Raw genomic sequence first — 20302 nt, forward strand, 5'->3', positions numbered from 1 at the left:
GGGGCCCCACAACAACATCCAAGGCTGACGATACTCCGCCCATGCTGCTTCACCACTACCGCTTCATTGCCGATGACAGCCTGATCGATACGGTTTCCCTGAGCGCGCAGCTCGAACGTGACGACTCACCGGTTGCCGCCGTTCGCGATACCCTCGACGACCTGCGCCGGCGCCTCGACGAGCGCTTCCGGAGCGGCGCCGATATTCGCGACCTGGTCTTCGGCCGAGCCTGGTGCATCGACCAGCTGCTGGCGCTGCTGTGGCAGCGCTTCGAGTGGCCCGGCGACGGCGTTGCGCTGATCGCGGTGGGCGGTTACGGCCGCGGCGAGCTGCATCCGAACTCCGACATCGACCTGATGGTGCTGCTCGAGCACAACGACGACAGCCCCTGCCGCGGGCCGTTGAGCGAGTTCATCACGCTGCTGTGGGATATCGGCCTGGAGATCGGCCACAGCGTGCGCTCGCTCGATGACTGCGAGCGCGAGGCACGCGACGACGTCACCGTCATCACCAACCTGCTCGAAACCCGCACCCTGGCCGGTCCCGAAAGATTGCTGGAGGAGATGCGCCGGCGCCTGTCGCGCGAGCGGATGTGGGACAGCGACGTCTTCTATCGCGCCAAGCTGGAGGAGCAGCGCAGCCGCTACCGGCGCTTCAACGACTCCGAGTATCATCTCGAACCCAACGTCAAGAGCTCTCCCGGCGGTCTGCGCGATATCCAGACCGTGGGCTGGATCGCCAAGCGCCACTTCGGTGCCGATCTCATCGAGGAGCTGGTGGCACGCGGCTTCATGACCGACTCCGATCTGCGCATCGCCAGCCAGAGCCGCGCCTTCCTGTGGCAGGTCCGCTACGCCCTGCACATGATCACAGGGCGCGCCGAGGACCGTCTACTGTTTGACAACCAGCGCGCCATCGCCGCCCTGTTCGGCTACCGCGACACCCACGAGCGGCTCGGCGTGGAGGAGTTCATGCGCCGCTACTATCGCGTGGTGACGGCGCTTGCCGAGCTCAACGACATGCTGATGCAGCATTTCGACGAAAATATTCTGCAGGGCGATGAAGCGCCGGCCATCACACCGCTCAACGACCGCTTCGAGATACACGGCCGCTATCTGCGCATTCGCAGCGCCAACGTTTTCAAACGCCGCCCTTCAGCGCTGATCGAGATGTTCGTGCTGCTCGCCCAGCATCCCGACATCGAGGGCGTGCGCGCCGAGACCATTCGCGCCATTCGCGACCATCGCCACCTGATCGACAACAGCTTTCGCGCCGACCTCAGAAATCGCAGCCTGTTCATGGAGCTGCTACGCAGCGGTGGTCAGGTGGCGCGCGAGCTGGGGCGCATGGCGCGCTACGGCATCCTCGGCAAGTATCTGCCGCGTTTTGGCCACATCATCGGCCTGATGCAGCACGATCTGTTCCACATCTACACCGTCGACGCCCACACCCTGCGGGTGCTGGCAGCCATCGAGCAGTTCCGCACGCCAGGGGGGCGCGAAGCGTATCCGCTGTGCGCCGCCCTGATCGGTCGTCTGCCCAAGCTGGAGCTGCTGTGGATCGCCGGGCTCTATCATGATATTGCCAAGGGACGCGGCGGCGATCACTCCCTGCTGGGGGCCCGCGACGTGCAGTCGTTCTGCACCCGCCACGGCCTGCCGCGGCGCGACACCCAGCTGGTGAGCTGGCTGATCGAGCACCATCTGCTGATGTCGACCACCGCCCAGAAGCGCGATATCAGCGACCCGGAAGTAATTCGCGAGTTCGCCGGCGTGATGCAGGACGAAGTCCATCTGGACTACCTCTATCTGCTCACCGTGGCCGATATCAACGCCACCAACCCGACACTATGGAACAGCTGGCGCGCCGCGCTGCTGCGTCAGCTGCACAACGAAACCCGCCGGGTACTGCGCCGCGGCCTGGAAAATCCGCTCCACCGCAGCGAGCGGATCGAGGAGACCCGCGACGAGGCGCGCGCCCTGATCAACTGCATGGGCGGCGACTGCCGGCCGGTCGAGACGCTGTGGCAGACGCTGGGCGATGACTACTTCCTGCAGTACAGCGCCAGCGAGATCGTCTGGCACACCCGAGGCATCCTGGAAGCCGGGAGCGATAGTGTACCGCTGGTGCTGATCAGCGCGCCCACCGCAGAGATGACCGACGGCGGCACCAAGGTGTTCGTGCACACGCGCTCGGCCAACAATCTGTTTGCCGCCACCGCCGCCGCCATCGACCAGCTGGGACTGTCGATCCACGACGCGCGTATCGCCACCTCCAGTCACGACTGGACCCTCAACACCTTTATCCTGCTCGATGAAGACGGCAGCGCCATCCGCGACCCCGGGCGGCTCGGTGAGATTCGCCAGCATCTTGTCGAGGAGCTCGACGACCCCGACGACTATCCGCGCATCGTGCGGCGCCACACCTCGCGCCAGCTCAGACATTTCCGCGTACCGACGCGGGTGCTGATCGAACAGGACGACGCCAACGGCCGCACCGTGCTGGAACTGATCGCCGCCGACCGTCCGGGACTGCTGGCACGGGTCGGGCAGATCTTCATGCGCTTTGACATCGCGCTGTCGATGGCGCGCATCGCCACCCTCGGCGAGCGGGTCGAGGACGTCTTTTTCATTACCGACACCGAGGGCATGCCACTGGTCGATCCTGCACTGCAGCACGCCCTGCGCGACGAGCTGTGCGCGGTGCTCAATGCCGAAGCCGGCGTCACCCGCCAGCAGGACGCCTGAGCGACCGATTTGAGCCGCGCCTGCCGGGGCGCCTATAATCGCCGCCTTGCCTGCACACAGCACCGACGGATCAGACTGCATGCTCAAGCTCTACGGCCTTGCCAACTGTGACAGCTGCCGACGCGCCCGCCGCACCCTGGAGGGGCGTGGCCTTGCGGTCGAGATGATCGACCTGCGCCGACTCGCCGAGCGCGGCGAGCTCGACGACGCCCTGCTCACCCGCCTTGCCGCCGAACGCGACTGGCAGGAACTGCTCAACCGGCGCAGCAGCGCCTGGCGCCAGCTGGATCAGGCCAGCCGCGACGGCATCGACCGCGACCGCGCACTGACGCTGATGCGCGAGCAGCCGACGCTGATCCGTCGCCCGCTGCTCGACAGCGGCAACGCGATACTGATCGGCGCCGAGGTTGCGCACTACGGCGACTGATCGTCTTTATTTTGCGCGCCCGGCACTCGGAGCGCGCCTTTTTGTGCCTGTCACCATTTTCAAGGAGTTCCCCATGCTGAGCTTTGCCCTGGGCGTCGGCACCCAGAACCTCAAGGGAGAGTGGCTGGAAGTCTACTATCCCGCACCGCTGCACCAGCCCGATGCCGGTATCGTCAAAACCCTGCGTGACACCCTGGGTGCCCCCGAGGGCAACGTCGCGGTGAGCTTCCTGCCCGAGCACTGCGAGAGCCTCGCCGAAGCGCTGGAGCACGAAGGACTCACCGACCAGGGCGAGATCGCCCGCGCCATGGCCGCCAGCCGCCGCCCGCTGGTCGCCATGTTCCTCGCCGAGGACCGCCCCCCCGAGAGCGTGCCCGAGGTGTATCTCAAGCTGCATCTGCTGTCGCACCGCATGGTCAAACCCCACGGCATTAAACTCGACGGCATGTTCGCCCTTTTGAAGAACATCGCCTGGAGCAGCGAGGGCGCCATCGACATCGGCGAGCTCAACGATCGCCGCCTGCGCGCGCGCCTGGAAGGGCGAGCGCTGTCCGTCGACTGCGTCGACAAGTTCCCCAAAATGGCCGACTACGTGGTGCCCGGGGGCGTTCGTATCGCCGATACCGCCCGCGTGCGCCTGGGGGCCTATCTGGGCGAAGGCACCACCGTCATGCACGAGGGCTTTTGCAACTTCAACGCCGGCACCGCGGGGCCCGGCATGGTCGAAGGCCGCATCGCCGCCGGCGTGATGCTGGGCAGCGGCTCCGACCTGGGCGGCGGTGCCTCCACCATGGGCACGCTCTCCGGCGGCGGCAACATCGTCATCGGCACCGGCGAAAACTGCCTGATCGGCGCCAACGCCGGCATCGGCATTCCGCTGGGCGATCGCTGCACGGTGGAAGCCGGTCTCTATATCACCGCCGGCGCGAAGGTCGCGGTGCTCGACGACAAGGGCGAGCTGGTCGAGACGGTGGCGGCCCGCGAGCTGGCCGGCCAGAGCGACCTGCTGTTCATTCGCCACTCGGTCACCGGACGCCTGGAGTGTCGCACCAACAAAAGCGCCGTGGCGCTCAACGACGCCCTCCATGCCCACAACTGAGACCGTGGCGCATTCGCACAGCGCCACCCTGCAGCTGGCACTGGCACTGCTCGAGCGCCGCTCGCTGACCCCCGACGATGCCGGCTGCCAGACGCTGATCGGCGAGCGGCTGGCGGCGCTGGATTTCGAGCTCGAATGGCTCGACCGGGGCGACGTGCGCAACCTCTGGGCCGTGCGCGGCGACGCCGCCAACGGCCCGACGCTGGTGCTGGCAGGCCACACCGATGTGGTGCCCGTCGGCGCCGAAGCGCTGTGGCACACGCCCCCCTTTGCGCCCCGAATCGACGCCGACGGCTGGCTGCGCGGGCGCGGCGCCGCCGACATGAAGGGCGGACTGGCGGCAATGGTGACCGCCGTGGAGCGCTTTATCGCCCGCCACCCGGATCATCCCGGACGCCTCGCCTTTCTGCTCACCAGCGACGAGGAGGGCCCGGCGATCGACGGTACCCGCGCGGTGGTCGACATACTGCACCAGCGCCGCGAACGCCTCGACTACTGCATCGTCGGCGAGCCCTCCTCGGAGTCGCAATTTGGTGACGTGATCAAGAACGGCCGGCGCGGCTCGCTCAACGGCGTACTGCGGGTTCAGGGCGTACAGGGCCACGTGGCCTATCCGCAGCGCGCCCGCAACCCTGTCCACCAGGCGCTGGCGGCGCTCGACGAGCTGGTCAGGCAGCACTGGGACAGCGGCAACGACTTCTTCCCGCCCACCAGCTTTCAGATCTCCAACCTTCATGCCGGCACCGGCGCCAACAACGTGATCCCCGGCGAGCTGGAAGTGACGTTCAACCTGCGCTTCTCCACCGAAAGCGACGCCGACACCCTGAAAAGCCGCATCGAGGCCGTGCTGGCGGCACACGGGCTCGACTACGCCATCGACTGGCAGCTCTCCGGCGAGCCCTTTCTGACCCGTCCGGGGGAGCTCACCGAGGCGGTTACTACGGCGCTCGAACGCCTCACCGGTCAACGGCCGACGCTCTCCACCGGCGGCGGCACCTCCGATGCCCGCTTTATCGCTACCCTGGGGCCGCAGGTGATCGAACTCGGGCCCTGCAACGCCACCATTCATCAGCGCGACGAGCGCATCCGTGCCGGCGATCTCGACCTGATGAGCGAGGCGCTGGAATTCACCCTCGATCAGCTGATGCGGTGACGCCATGGAGCACTACCCGGATATCGAAGTCTATCTCGACTGCAGCGACATCGAACGTATCGCCGCCTGGCTGAGCGACGCCCTGCAGGCACCGGTGAGGCTGGAGCGCGCCGGCAAACGCCAGTGGCGTGCGCTGCCGCAGTGCGATGGCCTGCCGCTGCCGATCCTGCTGGTGGAAGCGGCCGCCGACCGCTTCGCCAGCCTGTGGCTCGACAGCGACCGCACCCCCTGGCCGCGCGATGCCGACTGCGCCCGCGAGGCGAGCCGCCAACTCGAGTGCGAGGTGCGCTGCTCACTGGGCGGCTGGCAGCCCGGCGACGATCCCGACCGCTTTTTTCAGGTCAAACCCGATGGCAGCGAGGGCGTCATCCACTGGCCCGATGCCGGCGCCTGAAGCGCCCTGCCCTACTGCTTTTTCCGTTCAGGCCTTCTGCGGCAGCACCGAGCCCCCGCGCTCGGTTGCAACAACTTGTTATCGCGCTATAAATCACTATTATGGGTGAGGCGTTATTTCATAAATGGACATTCAATAAAAATATCGCGTGGCACACCCCGGTTGCGCGCTATCGTCATATCAAGGAGCCAAAGGGATGCATAACACCACGACGCTACGCTGGCTGGGCGTTGTCGCACTCGGCGCCGGCCTGCCGCTGTCGGCCTCGGCCAACGACTGCAGCACCGTACGCTTTGCCGAGGTGGGCTGGACCGACATCACTGCCACCACGGCGCTGGCCAGTGAAGTCGTCGAGGGGCTCGGCTACGAGGCCACCACCGATACGGTCTCGGTACCGATCGCCTACACCGGCCTGGCCAACGACGACTTCGACGTCTTTCTGGGCAACTGGATGCCGTCGATGGCCTCCATCAGCGACCCCTACATCGAGGAGGGCAGCGTCGACCGGCTGGTCGCCAACCTCGAGGGTGCCAAGTACACCCTGGCGGTGCCGCAGTATGTGTATGACGCCGGCGTTACCTCGGTCGCCGATCTGAACGACCACGCCGACCGCTTCGATCATCGCATTTACGGCATCGAAGCGGGCAACGACGGCAACGTCCTGATCCAGCAGATGATCGACGACGACGCCTTTGATCTCGGCGACTGGCAGCTGATCGACTCGAGCGAGGCCGGCATGCTGGCCACCCTGCGCGCCAGCGTGCCGGATCAGGAGTGGATGGTGTTTCTCGGCTGGGCGCCTCATCCGATGAACAGCAACTTCGACATCGCCTATCTGAGCGGCGCCGATGACTACTTCGGCCCCGACATGGGCGGCGCCACCGTCTATACCAACACTCGCGGCGGCTACGCCGAGCAGTGCCCCAATATCGCCACGCTGCTCAACAACATGACCTTCACGCTGGAGATGGAAAACCGGCTGATGGGTGAGATCATGAACGACGGCACCGAGCCGCGAGTCGCGGCGCGCCGGTATCTGCGCGAGCATGATGCACTGCTCGACGAATGGCTGGATGGCGTCGAGACGCTGGACGGCCAGCCCGGCGCTGCCGCGGTACGCAGCGCGCTGAACGAAGGCTGAGCGACAGCCGCGCAATCACAGCGCCCCTGCCGGTTTCCCGGCAGGGGCGCTGTGCTGTCGGCCGTTTGCCGATACGGGCGTGATGACGTCTCAGGTGATGACGGTCACATCCTCGGCCTGCAGGCCCCGCTCGTTCTGCACCGAGTGGTAGCGCACGCGCTGCCCCTCGGCCAGGGTACGATGCCCCTTGCCGCGAATGGCGCGGAAGTGGACGAAAACGTCCTCACCGCCATCGCGGGCGATAAAGCCATAGCCCTTGTTGACATTGAACCACTTGACGACACCGATCTCACGATCGTCGTTCTCCACATCGACAACGTTGGAGAGCGCGGGCGTCAATATATGCATGACCAGGGTAGCAATCTCCAGCACGATGAAGGCCGCCATCGAGACAAGCGCCCAGGTGGATACGATGCCCGGGCTGCCGCCGAGGGCGGCAAGGGCAGAAGGACTTGCAATATAAAGGAAAAAACCAGCCAGCAACGGCATGGCCAGCGCCAGCAGCAGGCTGATAAAGGTACAGCGCCAGACGGTTTTTGCACTCATGACGATACTCTGTTGCAACTATAAGGATTTTTTGAAAAACAGACGTCGTCACTCCGGATGTTCCCTGATACCGTTTGTACCGAAGTGTCGACACGGCAACGGCCTTGCGACACGTCACCGACCACGGCAGAACCCTCTCATGGAAAGTCCCCCGCAGCGCGACGATTCTAACACGACGATTGACACTACGCTTGAGCGGGTGCTAGCGCGCGTCGACGACCTGGAAAGCCGCCTCGCCTGGCAGGAAAACTGGCTCGAGCGCCTTGATCAAACGCTGATCCATCAATCGGCTACCATCGAACGCCTCGAGCGTCGGTGCCAGCTGATGGCGACGCGGCTGGGTGAGCACCGCAGTGCGCTGGAGGCGCTCGGCGGCGAGCCGGAGGGGAGTGACGAGCGCCCACCACACTACTGAGATGAACAGCGCGGCGGCGCTCTTTTCACCCCTTTTGGCGATACCCAGCAGCCCGGCACCGTGCCGGGCTTTCGTTCGTGGCAGGATGTTGTCCCGCTCGCCTACCAGGCCGAGTGCGGCACCGAGGGATCGAGATCGTCGAGAAAGCGCTCGGCATCCAGTGCCGCCATGCAGCCGCTGCCAGCCGAGGTGATGGCCTGTCGATAGACATGATCGGCAACGTCGCCGGCGGCGAATACGCCCGCAATACTGGTCGCGGTGGCATTACCCTCCAGCCCCGACTTTACCTGGATATAGCCGTCGCGCATCTCCAGCTGACCGGCGAACAGTCCGGTGTTGGGGCGGTGGCCGATCGCCACGAACAGCCCCGGCGCGTTCAACTCGCGGATGGTGCCATCAGCCACCGATTTGAGCCGCACGCCGGTCACCCCGGAGTCATCGCCCAGCACCTCGTCGACCGTGGTATTCCACGCCATCTCGATGCTGCCGCTGTCGACACGCTCCTGAAGCTTCTGCTGCATGATCTTCTCGGCCCGCAGGCTATCGCGACGATGCACCAGCGTGACCTTCGAGGCGATATTGGAGAGATACAGCGCCTCCTCGACGGCGGTATTGCCACCGCCGACCACCACGACCTCCTTGTTGCGATAGAAAAAGCCGTCGCAGGTGGCGCAGGCCGAAACCCCCTGACCGCGGAACTTCTCCTCCGACTCCAGCCCCAGATAGAGGGCGCTGGCACCGGTGGCAATGATCAGCGAATCGCAGCTGTAGACACCGTTGTCGCCCTCCAGTCTGAAGGGCCGTTCGCTCAGGGTTGCCGTATGAATATGGTCAATACGGATGTCGGTCTCGAAGCGCTCGGCATGACGGCGCATACGCTCCATCAACTCAGGGCCCTGGACCCCGCTGTCGTCACCCGGCCAATTGTCGACATCCGTCGTGGTGGTCAACTGGCCGCCCATCTCCATGCCGGTGAGCAGCAGCGGCGACAGATTGGCCCGTGCGGCATAAACCGCCGCCGAATACCCGGCCGGTCCGGAACCCAGAATGATCAGCGGATGGTGGCTCGCTTCGCTCATGACAACCTCGATAAAAAGTGTATCGCGTGATGGACGCGATTGTAGCACCGGCGGCGACGTACTTCAGTGCTGCATGCGGCCTGCGAGCAGCGCCGGGCCGCCCTCGCCCGTCACCTCTACACCTCGTCGTCGCGCTTGAGCACCACCGACTCGAGGGTGTCATCCAGCGGCGATACGGTTATCGCCACCATGATGGGCGCACAGCACCAGTGACAGTCGACCCAGGTCTCGTGAGAGCCCTGGCTGATATCGACGGGAATGTCATTGGCTGCACCGCAGTGCGGGCAGCCTTCCTGCTGCCAGCTCAACCATTGGTCGCACATGGGAAGTCACCACACTCATGACAAGGAATTGAAACTATATGACCGAACCGCGAATATGCTAGGATCACAGTTTGTCGACAATCCGGCGAAACGTTCATGGTGCAGTCAACCGCCGCTTCGCCGACTATACTGCATTGTCCGGCATCACCGTCGAGCACTCGACCGTGGCACGACCCTTACCGGATACAGCCTGCCGGCCCTGTCCACCCCGCATTCTGGCGTATGCATCGGGAAAAGGCGCCGCCGGCCGGAAACCAGATGATGAGGAGGTTTCATGAGCACCGACAACGCCCAGGATACGCTCAATGAACTCAAGGTAGGCGATCAGACCTATCACTATTACAGCCTGAAAAAAGCCGCCGAGCAGTATGGCGACATCACGCGTCTGCCCTTCACGCTGAAGGTGCTGCTGGAGAACCAGCTGCGCTTTCAGGATGGCGAAACCGCCACCGAAAACGACATCCAGGCGCTGGTCGACTGGCAGCAGGAAGCGAAGTCGAGCCACGAGATCGGCTATCGCCCGGCCCGCGTACTGATGCAGGATTTCACCGGTGTTCCCGGCGTGGTCGACCTGGCCGCCATGCGTGACGCCGTTGCCAAACTGGGCGAAAAGCCTTCGCGGATCAACCCGCTCTCCCCCGTCGATCTGGTCATCGACCACTCGGTGATGGTCGATGACTACGGCAATCCGCAAGCGTTCGAGGATAACGTCAAAATCGAGATGGAGCGCAACCTGGAGCGCTACGAGTTCCTGCGCTGGGGCCAGCAGGCGTTCGACAACTTCCGCGTCGTGCCGCCGGGCACCGGCATCTGTCACCAGGTCAACCTCGAATATCTCGGCAAGTCGGTGTGGACCAAAGAGGAAGATGGCAAGACTTTCGCCTTCCCCGACACCCTGGTGGGCACCGACTCCCACACCACCATGATCAACGGCCTTGGCGTACTCGGCTGGGGCGTTGGCGGTATCGAAGCGGAAGCGGCGATGCTGGGCCAGCCGGTATCGATGGTGATCCCGGAAGTGGTCGGCTTCAAGCTCGAGGGCAAGCTGCGCGAGGGTATCACCGCCACCGACCTGGTACTGACCGTGACCCAGATGCTGCGCAAGCGCGGCGTGGTCGGCAAGTTCGTCGAGTTCTACGGTGACGGCCTCAAGGATCTGCCGCTGGCGGATCGCGCCACCATCGCCAACATGGCACCGGAGTATGGCGCTACCTGCGGTTTCTTCCCGCTGGATGAAGAGACCCTGAACTACATGAAGCTCACCGGCCGCAGTCAGGAGCAGATCGATCTGGTCAAGGCCTACGCCCGGGAGCAGGGCCTGTGGCGCGAACCCGGCCATGAGCCGATCTTCACCGATACCCTCTATCTCGACATGAACGAGGTCGAGGCGAGCCTGGCCGGCCCCAAGCGCCCGCAGGATCGCGTCGCGCTCACCGACATGAGCAGCACGTTCGAGAAGCTGCTGGCCGATCAGTCAAAGGACGCCTCGAACCAGGAAGAGAATCGCTGGCAGGGTGAAGGCGGCAGCACCGCGCCCTTTGTCGACAACAGTTTCGATGAAGAGCCCAACGTCGACTACAAGGGCGAGAAGTTCCGCCTGCAGGATGGCGCCGTGGTGATCGCTGCCATCACCTCCTGCACCAACACCTCCAATCCCAGCGTGCTGATGGCCGCCGGTCTGCTGGCCAAAAAGGCAGTCGAAAAGGGCCTGGTCAGCAAGCCCTGGGTCAAGACGTCGCTGGCGCCCGGCTCCAAGGTGGTCACCGACTACCTCGCCACCGCCGGTTTCCAGGAGCCGCTCAACAAGCTCGGTTTCAACCTGGTGGGTTACGGCTGCACCACCTGCATCGGCAACTCCGGGCCGCTGCCCGAACCGATCGACCAGGCGATTCAGGACGAGAGCCTGACGGTCGCCTCGGTGCTGTCGGGTAACCGTAACTTCGAAGGCCGCATCCATCCGCTGGTCAAGACCAACTGGCTCGCCTCGCCGCCGCTGGTGGTCGCCTATGCGCTGGCCGGTAACGTCCGTATCGATATCTCGAAGGACGCGCTGGGCAAGGACAACAGCGGCAACCCGGTCTATCTGAAGGATATCTGGCCGTCGCAGAAGGAGATCGCCGAGGCGGTCGAGCGCGTACGCAGCGACATGTACCGCAAGGAGTACGCCGAGGTGTTCGACGGCGACGAGGCGTGGCAGTCGATCGACATCACCGAAGGCGAAGTCTACGAGTGGTCGAAGGACTCCACCTACATCCAGCATCCTCCCTTCTTCGAAGGCATGGATCGCGAGCCGGCACCGGTCGAGGACGTTAAAGAGGCGCGCGTGCTGGCCAGGCTGGGCGACTCGGTGACTACCGACCACATCTCGCCGGCCGGCTCGATCAAGCCGGACAGCCCGGCGGGGCGCTATCTGCAGGAGAACGGGGTAGCAGTCAAGGACTTCAACTCCTACGGTTCGCGGCGTGGCAATCACGAGGTGATGATGCGCGGCACCTTCGCCAACGTGCGCATCCGCAACGAGATGCTCGACGGCGTCGAGGGCGGCTTTACCCGCCACGTGCCCTCCGGCGAACAGATGGCCATCTACGACGCCGCGATGAAATACGCCGAGAGCGACACCCCGCTGGTCGTGATCGCCGGCAAGGAGTACGGCACCGGCTCATCGCGCGACTGGGCGGCCAAGGGCACACGCCTGCTGGGCGTGCGTGCGGTGATCGCCGAATCCTACGAGCGTATCCACCGCTCCAACCTGATCGGCATGGGCGTGCTGCCGCTGCAGTTCCCCGAAGGCGAGGATCGCAACTCACTGGGTCTGACCGGCAACGAAACCGTCAGCATCAGCGGTCTGAGCGATATCGAGCCCAACGCCAAAGTGAAGGTGTCGATCACCTTCGAGGATGGCAACAGCAAGGAGATCGACGCGGTCTGCAGCATCTTCACCGCCAACGAGCTCGCTTACTTCCGCCACGGCGGCATCCTGCACTACGTACTGCGCAGCATGCTGTAAGCCTTTCGTGCCGGCCGCTCGGCGGCCGGTATCGATCACAACGAAGGGCCGCTATCCACCGCGATAGCGGCCTTTTTCGTGCTCCGCCGCTCGGCAACCTGACCACAGCTCAACCGGCGCTAACGGCAGAGAGCGCTGGCCCCCCGCGTAAGCCCTCGTCTGCGTCATAAGACAACTCCTGAAAGTAATAAAAGATGGGATGATTGATATTTTATAGGCATATAGCGGTGCGGCCCAATAAGGTCTTGCTAACCGATCGATCGGCCCGCGCGCCCACACTGCGTTATGCTGGGGGCATGACGCCTCGATACGCCGAGGCAATGACCCATTTTGCGTCAAGGAGTTTCTCATGCGCTGGATGCATCCGGCCCCGATCACCCCGATGAGTGCCACTGACAGCGCGGGCGGCGGCGCCGAGGACGTACCGCTGATCGAACGCCGGCGACTGTTCGGCAACCCCAGCCGCGTGCAGGGTCGGCTCAGCCCCGACGGCCGCTGGCTCTCCTGGATCGCGCCGGTCAACGAAGTCCTCAACCTTTGGGTAGCGCCCACCGAAAGTCCCGAAGACGCGCGCGCCCTGACCGACGAGCGTACTCGCCCCATTCGCAGCTACTTCTGGTCGCCGGACAGTCGCCAGCTGCTTTTCGTCAACGACCAGGGAGGCGACGAGAACTTCCGCCTGTTCGGCGTCGAGGTGGAGAGCGCGACCCAGCGCACCCTGACCCCGCAGGAGGGCGTACGGGTGCAGGTGCTGGGCGTCAGTCGTCACGTGCAGGATCACATCATGGTGGGCATCAACGACCGCGATCCGCGCTGGCACGACGTCTACCGCCTTGATCTGTCGAGCGGCGAGCTGACCCTGGTGATGCAAAACGACGGCTACGGCGGCTTTCTGCTCGATGAACAGCTCGCCATCCGAATCGCCGAGCGGCCCCGTGACGACGGCGGCGAGGATTTCTTCCGCATTCAGGACGGCGAGGTGGAAAGCGAGCCCTTCGTCAGCATCAGCTTCGAGGACAGCGCCAACACCGGCCCGGTGGGCTTCAACCGCGACGGCGACACCCTCTACTGGATCGACAGTCGCGGCCGCGATACCGCCGCGCTGATGGTTCAGAGCCTGGAGAGCGGTTCCATGCAGGAGGTCGCCGCCTCGCCGAAAGCGGATATCACCGACGTGATGACCGACCCTGACAGCCAGCATATCCAGGCCTGGGCGGTCGACTACCTGCGCACCGAGTGGCACTTCATCGACGCCGCCATCGGCGAGGAGATGCGCTTTCTCGACGAGCAGCTCGACGGCGATGTGCATGTTACCTCGCGCAGCGACGACGACCGCCGCTGGATCGTGGTCAATGACCCGGTCACCGCTCCCCCCGAAACCCGGCTTTTCGACCGTGACAGCCGCAAGCTGACCCTGCTGTTCGTCAGCCGCCCGGAACTGACCGGCGCCCCGCTGGCGGGCATGACCCCGCTGGAAATCACTGCCCGCGACGGCCTGACCCTGACCGCCTATCTCAGCCTGCCGCGCGGCAGCGACGCCGAGGGTTTCACTGCCCCCGAACGGCCGCTGCCGATGGTGCTGCTGGTACATGGCGGCCCCTGGGCGCGCGACGACTACGGCAGCAACGGCATGCATCAGTGGCTGGCCAACCGCGGCTATGCAGTACTGTCGGTCAACTATCGCGGCTCGACCGGCTTTGGCAAATCCTTCACCGCCGCCGGTGACGGCGAGTGGGGCGCGGCAATGCACGACGATCTGATCGACGCCGTCGACTGGGCGATCGAGCGCGACGTTGCCGATCCCGGGCGAGTGGCGATCATGGGCGGCTCCTACGGCGGCTACGCCACCCTCGCCGGCCTGACCATGACCCCCGAGAAATTCGCCTGCGGGGTGGATATCGTCGGCCCCTCGAACCTCACCACCCTGCTGGAGAGCATTCCACCCTATTGGGAAGCCGGCCGCCAACAGATGTATCGCCGCATGGCCGACCCCGGCACCGAGGTGGGGCGCGCCTGGCTCGAAGAGCGCTCGCCGCTCACCCGAGCGGAGCGCATTCAGCGCCCGCTGCTGATCGGCCAGGGAGCCAACGACCCGCGCGTCAAGCAGGCCGAGAGCGACCAGATCGTCACCGCGATGGCGGAAAAATCGATTCCGGTCACCTATGTGCTCTTCCCCGACGAGGGCCACGGCTTCGCCCGTCCGGCCAACAACATCGCCTTCAACGCCATCACCGAGGCGTTTCTGGCCGAGTATCTGGGCGGTCGCGCCGAACCGATCGGTGACGCTCTGAGCGCCTCGACCGCCACCGTGCCCCACGGCGCCGACTACTCGCCGGGGCTGGCCGAAGCCCTGGCGCAGGGCACCACAGAGACCTGAGCGCGTAACGGGGCGTCCCTGCCCCGTTCCGTTCATCGCGGAGAGCAGCGATGCCCGATAACCACGACCAGCCCCTCGACAAGGCCTGCTACAGACAGCAGGCCACCGAGCTGCGCGAGCGGCTGCTGGAAGCACAGTTCGAGATGCGGCAGCGCGGCGACTTCCCGGTGCTGATCCTGATCGCCGGCTTCGAGGTAGCGGGCAAGGGAGAAAGCGTCAAGCTGCTGCATGAGTGGCTCGACCCGCGTCACCTGCGGGTCGATACCTTCGGCGAATTCACCGACGAGCTGCACGCCCGTCCGGCGGCCTGGAGCTACTGGCAGCGGCTGCCGTCGAAGGGGCATATCGGCATCTTCTTTCTCAACTGGTACACCCGGCTGCTGCGCGCCCGGGTCAACGAGGAGGTCGATGAACAGGGTTTCGAACAGCAGCTCGACGACATCCGGCGGCTGGAAACGATGCTGGCCCATGAGGGTGTGGTACTGCTCAAGCTGTGGTTTCACCTCTCCAGGGCGGAGATGAAAGCACGCCTCGAGGCGCAGCAGCACAGCAGCGAGCGCAGCTGGCGGCTGACCCCGCTGGAGTGGCACCAACTGGATCACTATGACACGACCCGCCGCCACGCCGAACAGATGCTGGCACACACCCGCTGCCGCCACGCTAACTGGACAGTGATCGACTGCGCCGACCCAAGGCGACGCAATCTTGCCGTCGGCCGGGCGCTGCTCGACGCTATGCGCTGCGGCCCGGCCAAGGGCCCGCCGCTGCCGGCGCTGTCGCAGGGTGGCGCCCTGCCCCCGCGGCCGCGGTCCGAAGCGATGAAGCGCAAGGACTACAAGCGCGAGCGCAACCGCGAACAGCGGCGACTGCTGAGTCTGATGCGCAAAAAACGTATGCGCCGCCACGCCGTGGTAGCGGTCTTCGAGGGCAACGACGCGGCCGGCAAGGGCGGCAGCATTCGTCGCGTCACCGACGCGCTGGACCCGCGCGAATACCGCATCGTGCCCATCGCCGCACCGAGTCAGGAAGCGCTGGCACACCCCTGGCTGTGGCGCTTCTGGCAGCAGTTGCCGCGCCTTGGCGGCCGCATGACCATCTTCGACCGCTCCTGGTACGGCCGGGTACTGGTGGAGCGGGTCGAAGGACTGTGCACGCCGGCGGACTGGCAACGCGCCTTTGAAGAGATCAACGACTTCGAAGCGCAGCTGGCCGAAGCCGGCATCATCGTCGTCAAATTCTGGCTGGCGATCGACAGCGACACCCAGCTGGCGCGCTTCCGGGCGCGCGAGGCGTCACCGCTGAAGCGCTACAAGATCACCGACGAGGACTGGCGCAATCGCGGCAAATGGGACGACTACGCCACCGCCGTGGGCGACATGGTCGCGCGCACCAGCACCGATACCGCGCGCTGGACGGTGATCGACGCCAACGACAAGCGCCACGCTCGGGTCGCGGTGCTGAAAACTCTCAACGACGCCATCGAGCGGGCTTTTGCAAAGGATCGGCAAGGAGACGGCCAATGAGCGATAGCCTGCTGCGCCAGCGCAGTCTGGCACTACTGCAGCAGGCGCTCGGCGAGCGGCTGCTGGCACTCTACGCTTTCGGCAGCCGCGTTTCGAACGAGGCCGGGCCGCACAGCGACCTGGATCTCGCCGTGCTGCTTGACGAGCGAGCCGACCCGTTCAGGCTATGGGAGGCGGGACAGCAGCTCGCCGTGGCGCTTGATCTTGACGTCGATCTCATCGATCTGAATGAGGCCTCTACCGTCATGCAAGCGCGGGTGATCACCAGCGGCGAGTGCTGGTGGTCACGCGACGATAGCCGCACCCTGCAATTCGAAGTCTTCGTCATCAGGGAAAAGCTGGCGCTCGACGAGGCACGTGCACCGCTGCTGGCGGATATTCGACGAGAGGGGCGCGTTTATGGCCGATGACACACCGATCAACGATGTGCTGATCAACAAGGCGGCGACCATCGAGCCCTCTCGCTACGCCGCCGAACGCGCCGTGGTCAGCCTGAGCAGCCCCTTCTGCAGCACGATAAAGGCCAGTAGCAGCACGCCGATGGCGATGCGGGTCCACCAGCTCGACAGAGTACCGTCGAAAACGATGTAGGTCTGGATCAGCCCCATGGTGAGCACCCCGAACAGGGTGCCGAACACATAGCCGGCACCGCCGGTCAGCAGGGTACCGCCGATCACCACGGTGGCAATCGCGGTCAGCTCGGTACCCACGGTGGCCAGCGGATAGCCCGAGCCGGTATAGAGCGCGAAGACGATGCCGCCAAGCCCCGCCATCAGGCCCGAAAAGGCGTAGATCATGACGGTCGTGCGTCCCACCCGGCTGCCCATCAGCCGCGCCGTCTGCTCGCCGCCGCCGAGGGCGAAGACATTGGCCCCGAAGCGAGTACGGTGGGCGATGATATGGCCGACCACGAAGGCCAGCAGCATCACCACGCCGATCAGCGTCAGCCGCCCCTTGCCCGGCATCAGCCAGTAGACCCGCTGCAGCGAGGTAAAGAAGGGGTGGTCGATGGGAATGGAATCGATGCTCATCATGTAGGCCACGCCACGAACCAGAAACATGCCGGCAAGGGTGACGATAAAGGCGGGCATGGCGAGGCGATAAATCAACCACCCCATGGCCGCACCGAAGGCGGTGGTTATCACCAGCAGCAGCGCGAACACCGCCAGCGGGTGCAGCCCGCTGTCGCGCAGCATGACGGCGATAAAGACCCCCGAAAAGGCGATCACCGAGCCCACCGACAGATCGATACCACCGGACAGAATGACGATCGTCATGCCCACCGCGACAATGCCCAGGTAAGCGTTGTCGGTCAGCAGATTGCCGGCCACCCGGGTGGACAGTATGTAGGGAAACTGCAGGTAGCAGATGGCGTAGGCGATAATAAAAATGGCGATGGTCGCCAGCAGCGGATAGAGACGTGGATTTCTCATCGATCCGACCTCTGTGGGGCCGCCTTCGCCGAGCGGCGCGGCGCGCGGCGTGACAGCTGCGAACCCAGGCGTTTCAGGTCGCCGGCCAGGCTGGGCGACTGCACCACCAGAATCAGGATCACCAGCACCGCCTTGATGACCAGGTTGTACTCCGAGGGGAAACCGGCCAGCAGAATACCGGTATTGATGGTCTGAATGATCAGCGCCCCGATCACCGCAGCAGAGATCGAGAAGCGCCCGCCACGCAGCGAATTGCCGCCCAGCACGGTGGCCAGAATGGCATCCAGCTCGAGCCACAGCCCGGCATTGTTGGCATCGGCGCCGCGAATGTCGGCGGTGGTGATGATGCCGGCCAGCGCCGCGCACAGACCGGACGCCATGTAGACGGCGATCAGGATGACTCGCGCATTGACCCCCGCCAGCGCACTGGCGCGGCGATTGATACCGACCGACTCGATCAAAAGCCCCAGTGCCGTGCGGCGCACGATGACGATCGCCAGTGCCGTGACCGCCAGCCAGATCCACACCGGCACCGGCACGCCAAGCAGCGTGCCGGAACCGAGAAAGGCAAACCCCGGCATATTGAAGGTCAGAATGCGGCCCTCGGTAATCAGCTGGGCGATACCGCGCCCCGAAATCATCAGAATCAGGGTGGCAACGATCGGCTGAATGCCGACCACGGCGACCAGAAAACCGCTGAAGCCGCCGGCGCACAGGCCGGCGGCCAGGGCCAGCACAATCGCCAGCACCAGGCCGTGACCGGCCACGATGGCGGCCGCGGCGACCGCCCCGGTGATCGCCATCAGCGTGCCTACCGACAGATCGATGCCGCCGGTGGCCACCACCAGCGTCATGCCCACCGCCAGCAGCGCCACCGGCGCGCCGCGTTTCAGTACATCAATAACAGGGCCGACCAGTCGACCGTCGCTATAGTCGATACTCAGGAAGTCGGGAAACACCAGACTGACCAGCACCATCACCCCCAGCAGGGTGATCAGCTGCGGCAGAATACGCTTCACTGCGGCGGGCATCAGGCACTCACCTCCCTGTGTTCGTCCGAGGCAGCGATGGCATGGACGACGTTTTCCAGCGTAATGTCGCTACCGCTGAGCCTCGCCACCTGGCGACGGTCGCGCAGCACGATGACGCGATCGGAAACGGCGATCAGCTCATCGAGCTCGGAAGAGATCACCAGCACCGCCATGCCCCTGGCGGTCAGTTCGCGGACCAGCTGGAGAATTTCGGCATGGGCACCGACATCGATGCCGCGGGTCGGCTCGTCGAGCACCAGGAAGCGCGGATTCATCGCCAGCCAGCGGGCCAGCACCACCTTCTGTTGATTGCCGCCCGACAGTTCGCCCACCGCCTTCTCCGGCCCGGAGGTGCGGATATCCAGCCGCTCGATATAGTCGGCGGCAAGCCGCTTCTGCTCGGCGCGCGGTACGCGCCGCAGCCAGCCGCGGCGGGCCTGCATGGCGAGGACGATATTGTCGCGAATCGACAGGTCGGCGATGATGCCATCGGTCTTGCGGTCCTCCGGCGCGAAGCCGAAGCCGGCGGCGATGGCATCGCGCGGGTTGTTGAGGCGCAGATCACCCTCGGCGTCGCTGACGGTACCGCTGTGCATGCGCCGAATACCGAACATGAGCTCGGCGGTCTCGGTACGCCCGGAGCCCAGCAGACCGGACATGCCGATCACCTCGCCGCGCTGCACCTCGAGATCAAAGGGTTCGACAAAGCCCCGCCGACCGACGCCGGCAAAGGAGAGCAGCGGCTCTCCGGCCAGCGGAGCGCTACGGCGATGACGCTTCTCGCTCTCCTCCTGCGCGGCCAGCTCGCGCCCCAGCATATGTTCGATCAGGCGCACGCGGTCGAGGCTGTCGCTGCGTTCGGTGACGATTCGGCAGCCGTTGCGCAGCACCGTGATGCGATCGCAGAGCGCATAGACCTGATCGAGAAAGTGCGATACGAAAATGATGCCCAACCCCCGGTCGCGCAGCCGGCGCACCACGGCGAACAGCATCTGCACCTCGCGATCATCGAGGCTGGCGGTGGGCTCATCAAGGATTAGTACGCGTCCCGAGAGCTCCACCGCGCGGGCGATGGCGACCAGTTGCTGCACCGCTACCGAATAGCTGCCGAGATCGCGGTCGAGATCGATATCAAGCCCGTAGCCCTCCAGCATCTGCGCCGCCCGGCGGCGCTGAGCACGGGGACTGATGATGCCGAAGCGGCGCGGTTCGTGGCCGAAGGTCAGATTCTGGGCCACCGTCAGGTTGGGCAGCAGATTGACCTCCTGATAGACCGTGCCGATGCCCAGCGCCTGCGCCCGAGAGGTGGAATCGGGCGAAATGTCACGACCGTCGAGCAGGATACTGCCGGCGTCGCGCCGATAGACCCCGGTCAGGCATTTGATCAGGGTCGACTTGCCCGCGCCGTTCTCGCCCAGCAGGGCGTGCACCTCGCCGCTGGCGAGCTCGAAATCGACCTCGTCAAGGGCTTTCATGCCAACAAAGGTCTTGGTCAGGGATTGCAGCGCAAGCAGCATCGGGGTCCCCATGACAACAGGCGAAAGGTAACGGCACCGGCTCTTCACAATACGCCAGAGCGACCGGGCCGGGACCACTACGGCCCCGGC

General features: G+C 65.0%; 17 protein-coding genes. 11 read left to right on the plus strand and 6 right to left on the minus strand.

The window, feature by feature from the left end; genetic code table 11:
• Positions 1 to 41: 41 nt before the first annotated feature.
• From H146_RS18410 to H146_RS0104445, 6 genes are all read left to right on the plus strand, one after another.
• On the plus strand, positions 42 to 2747 hold the full coding sequence (locus H146_RS18410) for a [protein-PII] uridylyltransferase (protein ID WP_019950652.1): 2706 nt from the start codon (positions 42 to 44) through the stop codon (positions 2745 to 2747).
• 79 nt (positions 2748 to 2826) lie between these two features.
• A complete protein-coding gene (locus tag H146_RS0104425) occupies positions 2827 to 3174 on the plus strand; it encodes an ArsC/Spx/MgsR family protein (protein WP_019950653.1) in 348 nt (115 codons plus the stop codon).
• Between the two features lie 73 nt (positions 3175 to 3247).
• The gene (dapD, locus tag H146_RS0104430; protein ID WP_019950654.1) at positions 3248 to 4273 is read left to right on the plus strand and encodes a 2,3,4,5-tetrahydropyridine-2,6-dicarboxylate N-succinyltransferase; all 1026 of its coding nucleotides are present in this window, start codon (positions 3248 to 3250) and stop codon (positions 4271 to 4273) included.
• On the plus strand, positions 4260 to 5426 hold the full coding sequence (gene dapE / locus H146_RS0104435) for a succinyl-diaminopimelate desuccinylase (protein WP_019950655.1): 1167 nt from the start codon (positions 4260 to 4262) through the stop codon (positions 5424 to 5426). Before dapD ends, dapE begins: the two co-directional genes overlap by 14 nt.
• A 4-nt stretch (positions 5427 to 5430) precedes the next feature.
• Positions 5431 to 5820: a hypothetical protein gene (locus H146_RS0104440; protein ID WP_019950656.1), complete on the plus strand. Its 390-nt coding sequence runs from the start codon at positions 5431 to 5433 to the stop codon at positions 5818 to 5820.
• A gap of 196 nt (positions 5821 to 6016) precedes the next feature.
• Positions 6017 to 6961, plus strand: a complete 945-nt coding sequence (locus H146_RS0104445; protein WP_019950657.1) for a choline ABC transporter substrate-binding protein — start codon at positions 6017 to 6019, stop codon at positions 6959 to 6961.
• 90 nt (positions 6962 to 7051) lie between these two features.
• On the opposite strand, the gene H146_RS22285 is transcribed toward H146_RS0104445, so the two are convergent.
• On the minus strand, positions 7052 to 7507 hold the full coding sequence (locus H146_RS22285; RefSeq protein ID WP_019950658.1) for a cold-shock protein: 456 nt from the start codon (positions 7505 to 7507) through the stop codon (positions 7052 to 7054).
• A 139-nt stretch (positions 7508 to 7646) separates the two neighbouring features.
• On the opposite strand from H146_RS22285, the gene H146_RS0104455 reads away from it, so the two are divergent.
• Entirely contained in the window at positions 7647 to 7922 is a 276-nt protein-coding gene (locus H146_RS0104455; protein WP_019950659.1) for a SlyX family protein, read from the plus strand.
• Between the two features lie 101 nt (positions 7923 to 8023).
• Here the strand turns inward: H146_RS0104455 and trxB are convergent, their stop codons facing one another.
• The gene (gene trxB, locus H146_RS0104460; RefSeq protein WP_019950660.1) at positions 8024 to 9001 is read right to left on the minus strand and encodes a thioredoxin-disulfide reductase; all 978 of its coding nucleotides are present in this window, start codon (positions 8999 to 9001) and stop codon (positions 8024 to 8026) included.
• Between the two features lie 116 nt (positions 9002 to 9117).
• Positions 9118 to 9324: a zinc ribbon domain-containing protein gene (locus H146_RS0104465; protein ID WP_019950661.1), complete on the minus strand. Its 207-nt coding sequence runs from the start codon at positions 9322 to 9324 to the stop codon at positions 9118 to 9120.
• A 274-nt stretch (positions 9325 to 9598) separates the two neighbouring features.
• Here H146_RS0104465 and acnA point away from each other — a divergent pair, with 274 nt between their 5' ends.
• The 4 genes from acnA (at position 9599) to mntA (ending at position 16641) form a co-directional block, all read left to right on the plus strand.
• Complete coding sequence (gene acnA, locus H146_RS0104470) at positions 9599 to 12331, plus strand: aconitate hydratase AcnA (protein ID WP_019950662.1); 2733 nt, start codon at positions 9599 to 9601, stop codon at positions 12329 to 12331.
• Between the two features lie 349 nt (positions 12332 to 12680).
• Positions 12681 to 14708 carry a S9 family peptidase gene (locus H146_RS0104475; RefSeq protein ID WP_019950663.1) on the plus strand — a complete coding sequence of 676 codons (2028 nt, stop codon included), beginning with the start codon at positions 12681 to 12683 and terminating at the stop codon, positions 14706 to 14708.
• A gap of 50 nt (positions 14709 to 14758) precedes the next feature.
• Positions 14759 to 16231: a polyphosphate:AMP phosphotransferase gene (gene pap, locus H146_RS0104480; protein WP_019950664.1), complete on the plus strand. Its 1473-nt coding sequence runs from the start codon at positions 14759 to 14761 to the stop codon at positions 16229 to 16231.
• The gene (gene mntA / locus H146_RS0104485; RefSeq protein WP_019950665.1) at positions 16228 to 16641 is read left to right on the plus strand and encodes a type VII toxin-antitoxin system MntA family adenylyltransferase antitoxin; all 414 of its coding nucleotides are present in this window, start codon (positions 16228 to 16230) and stop codon (positions 16639 to 16641) included. Before pap ends, mntA begins: the two co-directional genes overlap by 4 nt.
• Before the next feature lie 54 nt (positions 16642 to 16695).
• Here the strand turns inward: mntA and yjfF are convergent, their stop codons facing one another.
• Genes yjfF through H146_RS0104500 form a run of 3 tightly spaced genes read right to left on the minus strand, consistent with a single transcriptional unit; the run spans position 16696 to position 20212 of the window.
• Complete coding sequence (gene yjfF, locus H146_RS0104490) at positions 16696 to 17664, minus strand: galactofuranose ABC transporter, permease protein YjfF (protein WP_019950666.1); 969 nt, start codon at positions 17662 to 17664, stop codon at positions 16696 to 16698.
• Positions 17661 to 18695, minus strand: coding sequence for an ABC transporter permease (locus H146_RS0104495; protein WP_019950667.1), 1035 nt, complete (start codon positions 18693 to 18695; stop codon positions 17661 to 17663). Before H146_RS0104495 ends, yjfF begins: the two co-directional genes overlap by 4 nt.
• Positions 18695 to 20212 carry a sugar ABC transporter ATP-binding protein gene (locus tag H146_RS0104500; protein ID WP_019950668.1) on the minus strand — a complete coding sequence of 506 codons (1518 nt, stop codon included), beginning with the start codon at positions 20210 to 20212 and terminating at the stop codon, positions 18695 to 18697. The genes H146_RS0104495 and H146_RS0104500 overlap by 1 nt, the downstream gene beginning before the upstream one ends.
• Between the last annotated feature and the right edge of the window lie 90 nt (positions 20213 to 20302).

Origin of the sequence: Kushneria aurantia DSM 21353 (genome assembly GCF_000382245.1) — a bacterium.
GTDB lineage: Bacteria > Pseudomonadota > Gammaproteobacteria > Pseudomonadales > Halomonadaceae > Kushneria > Kushneria aurantia.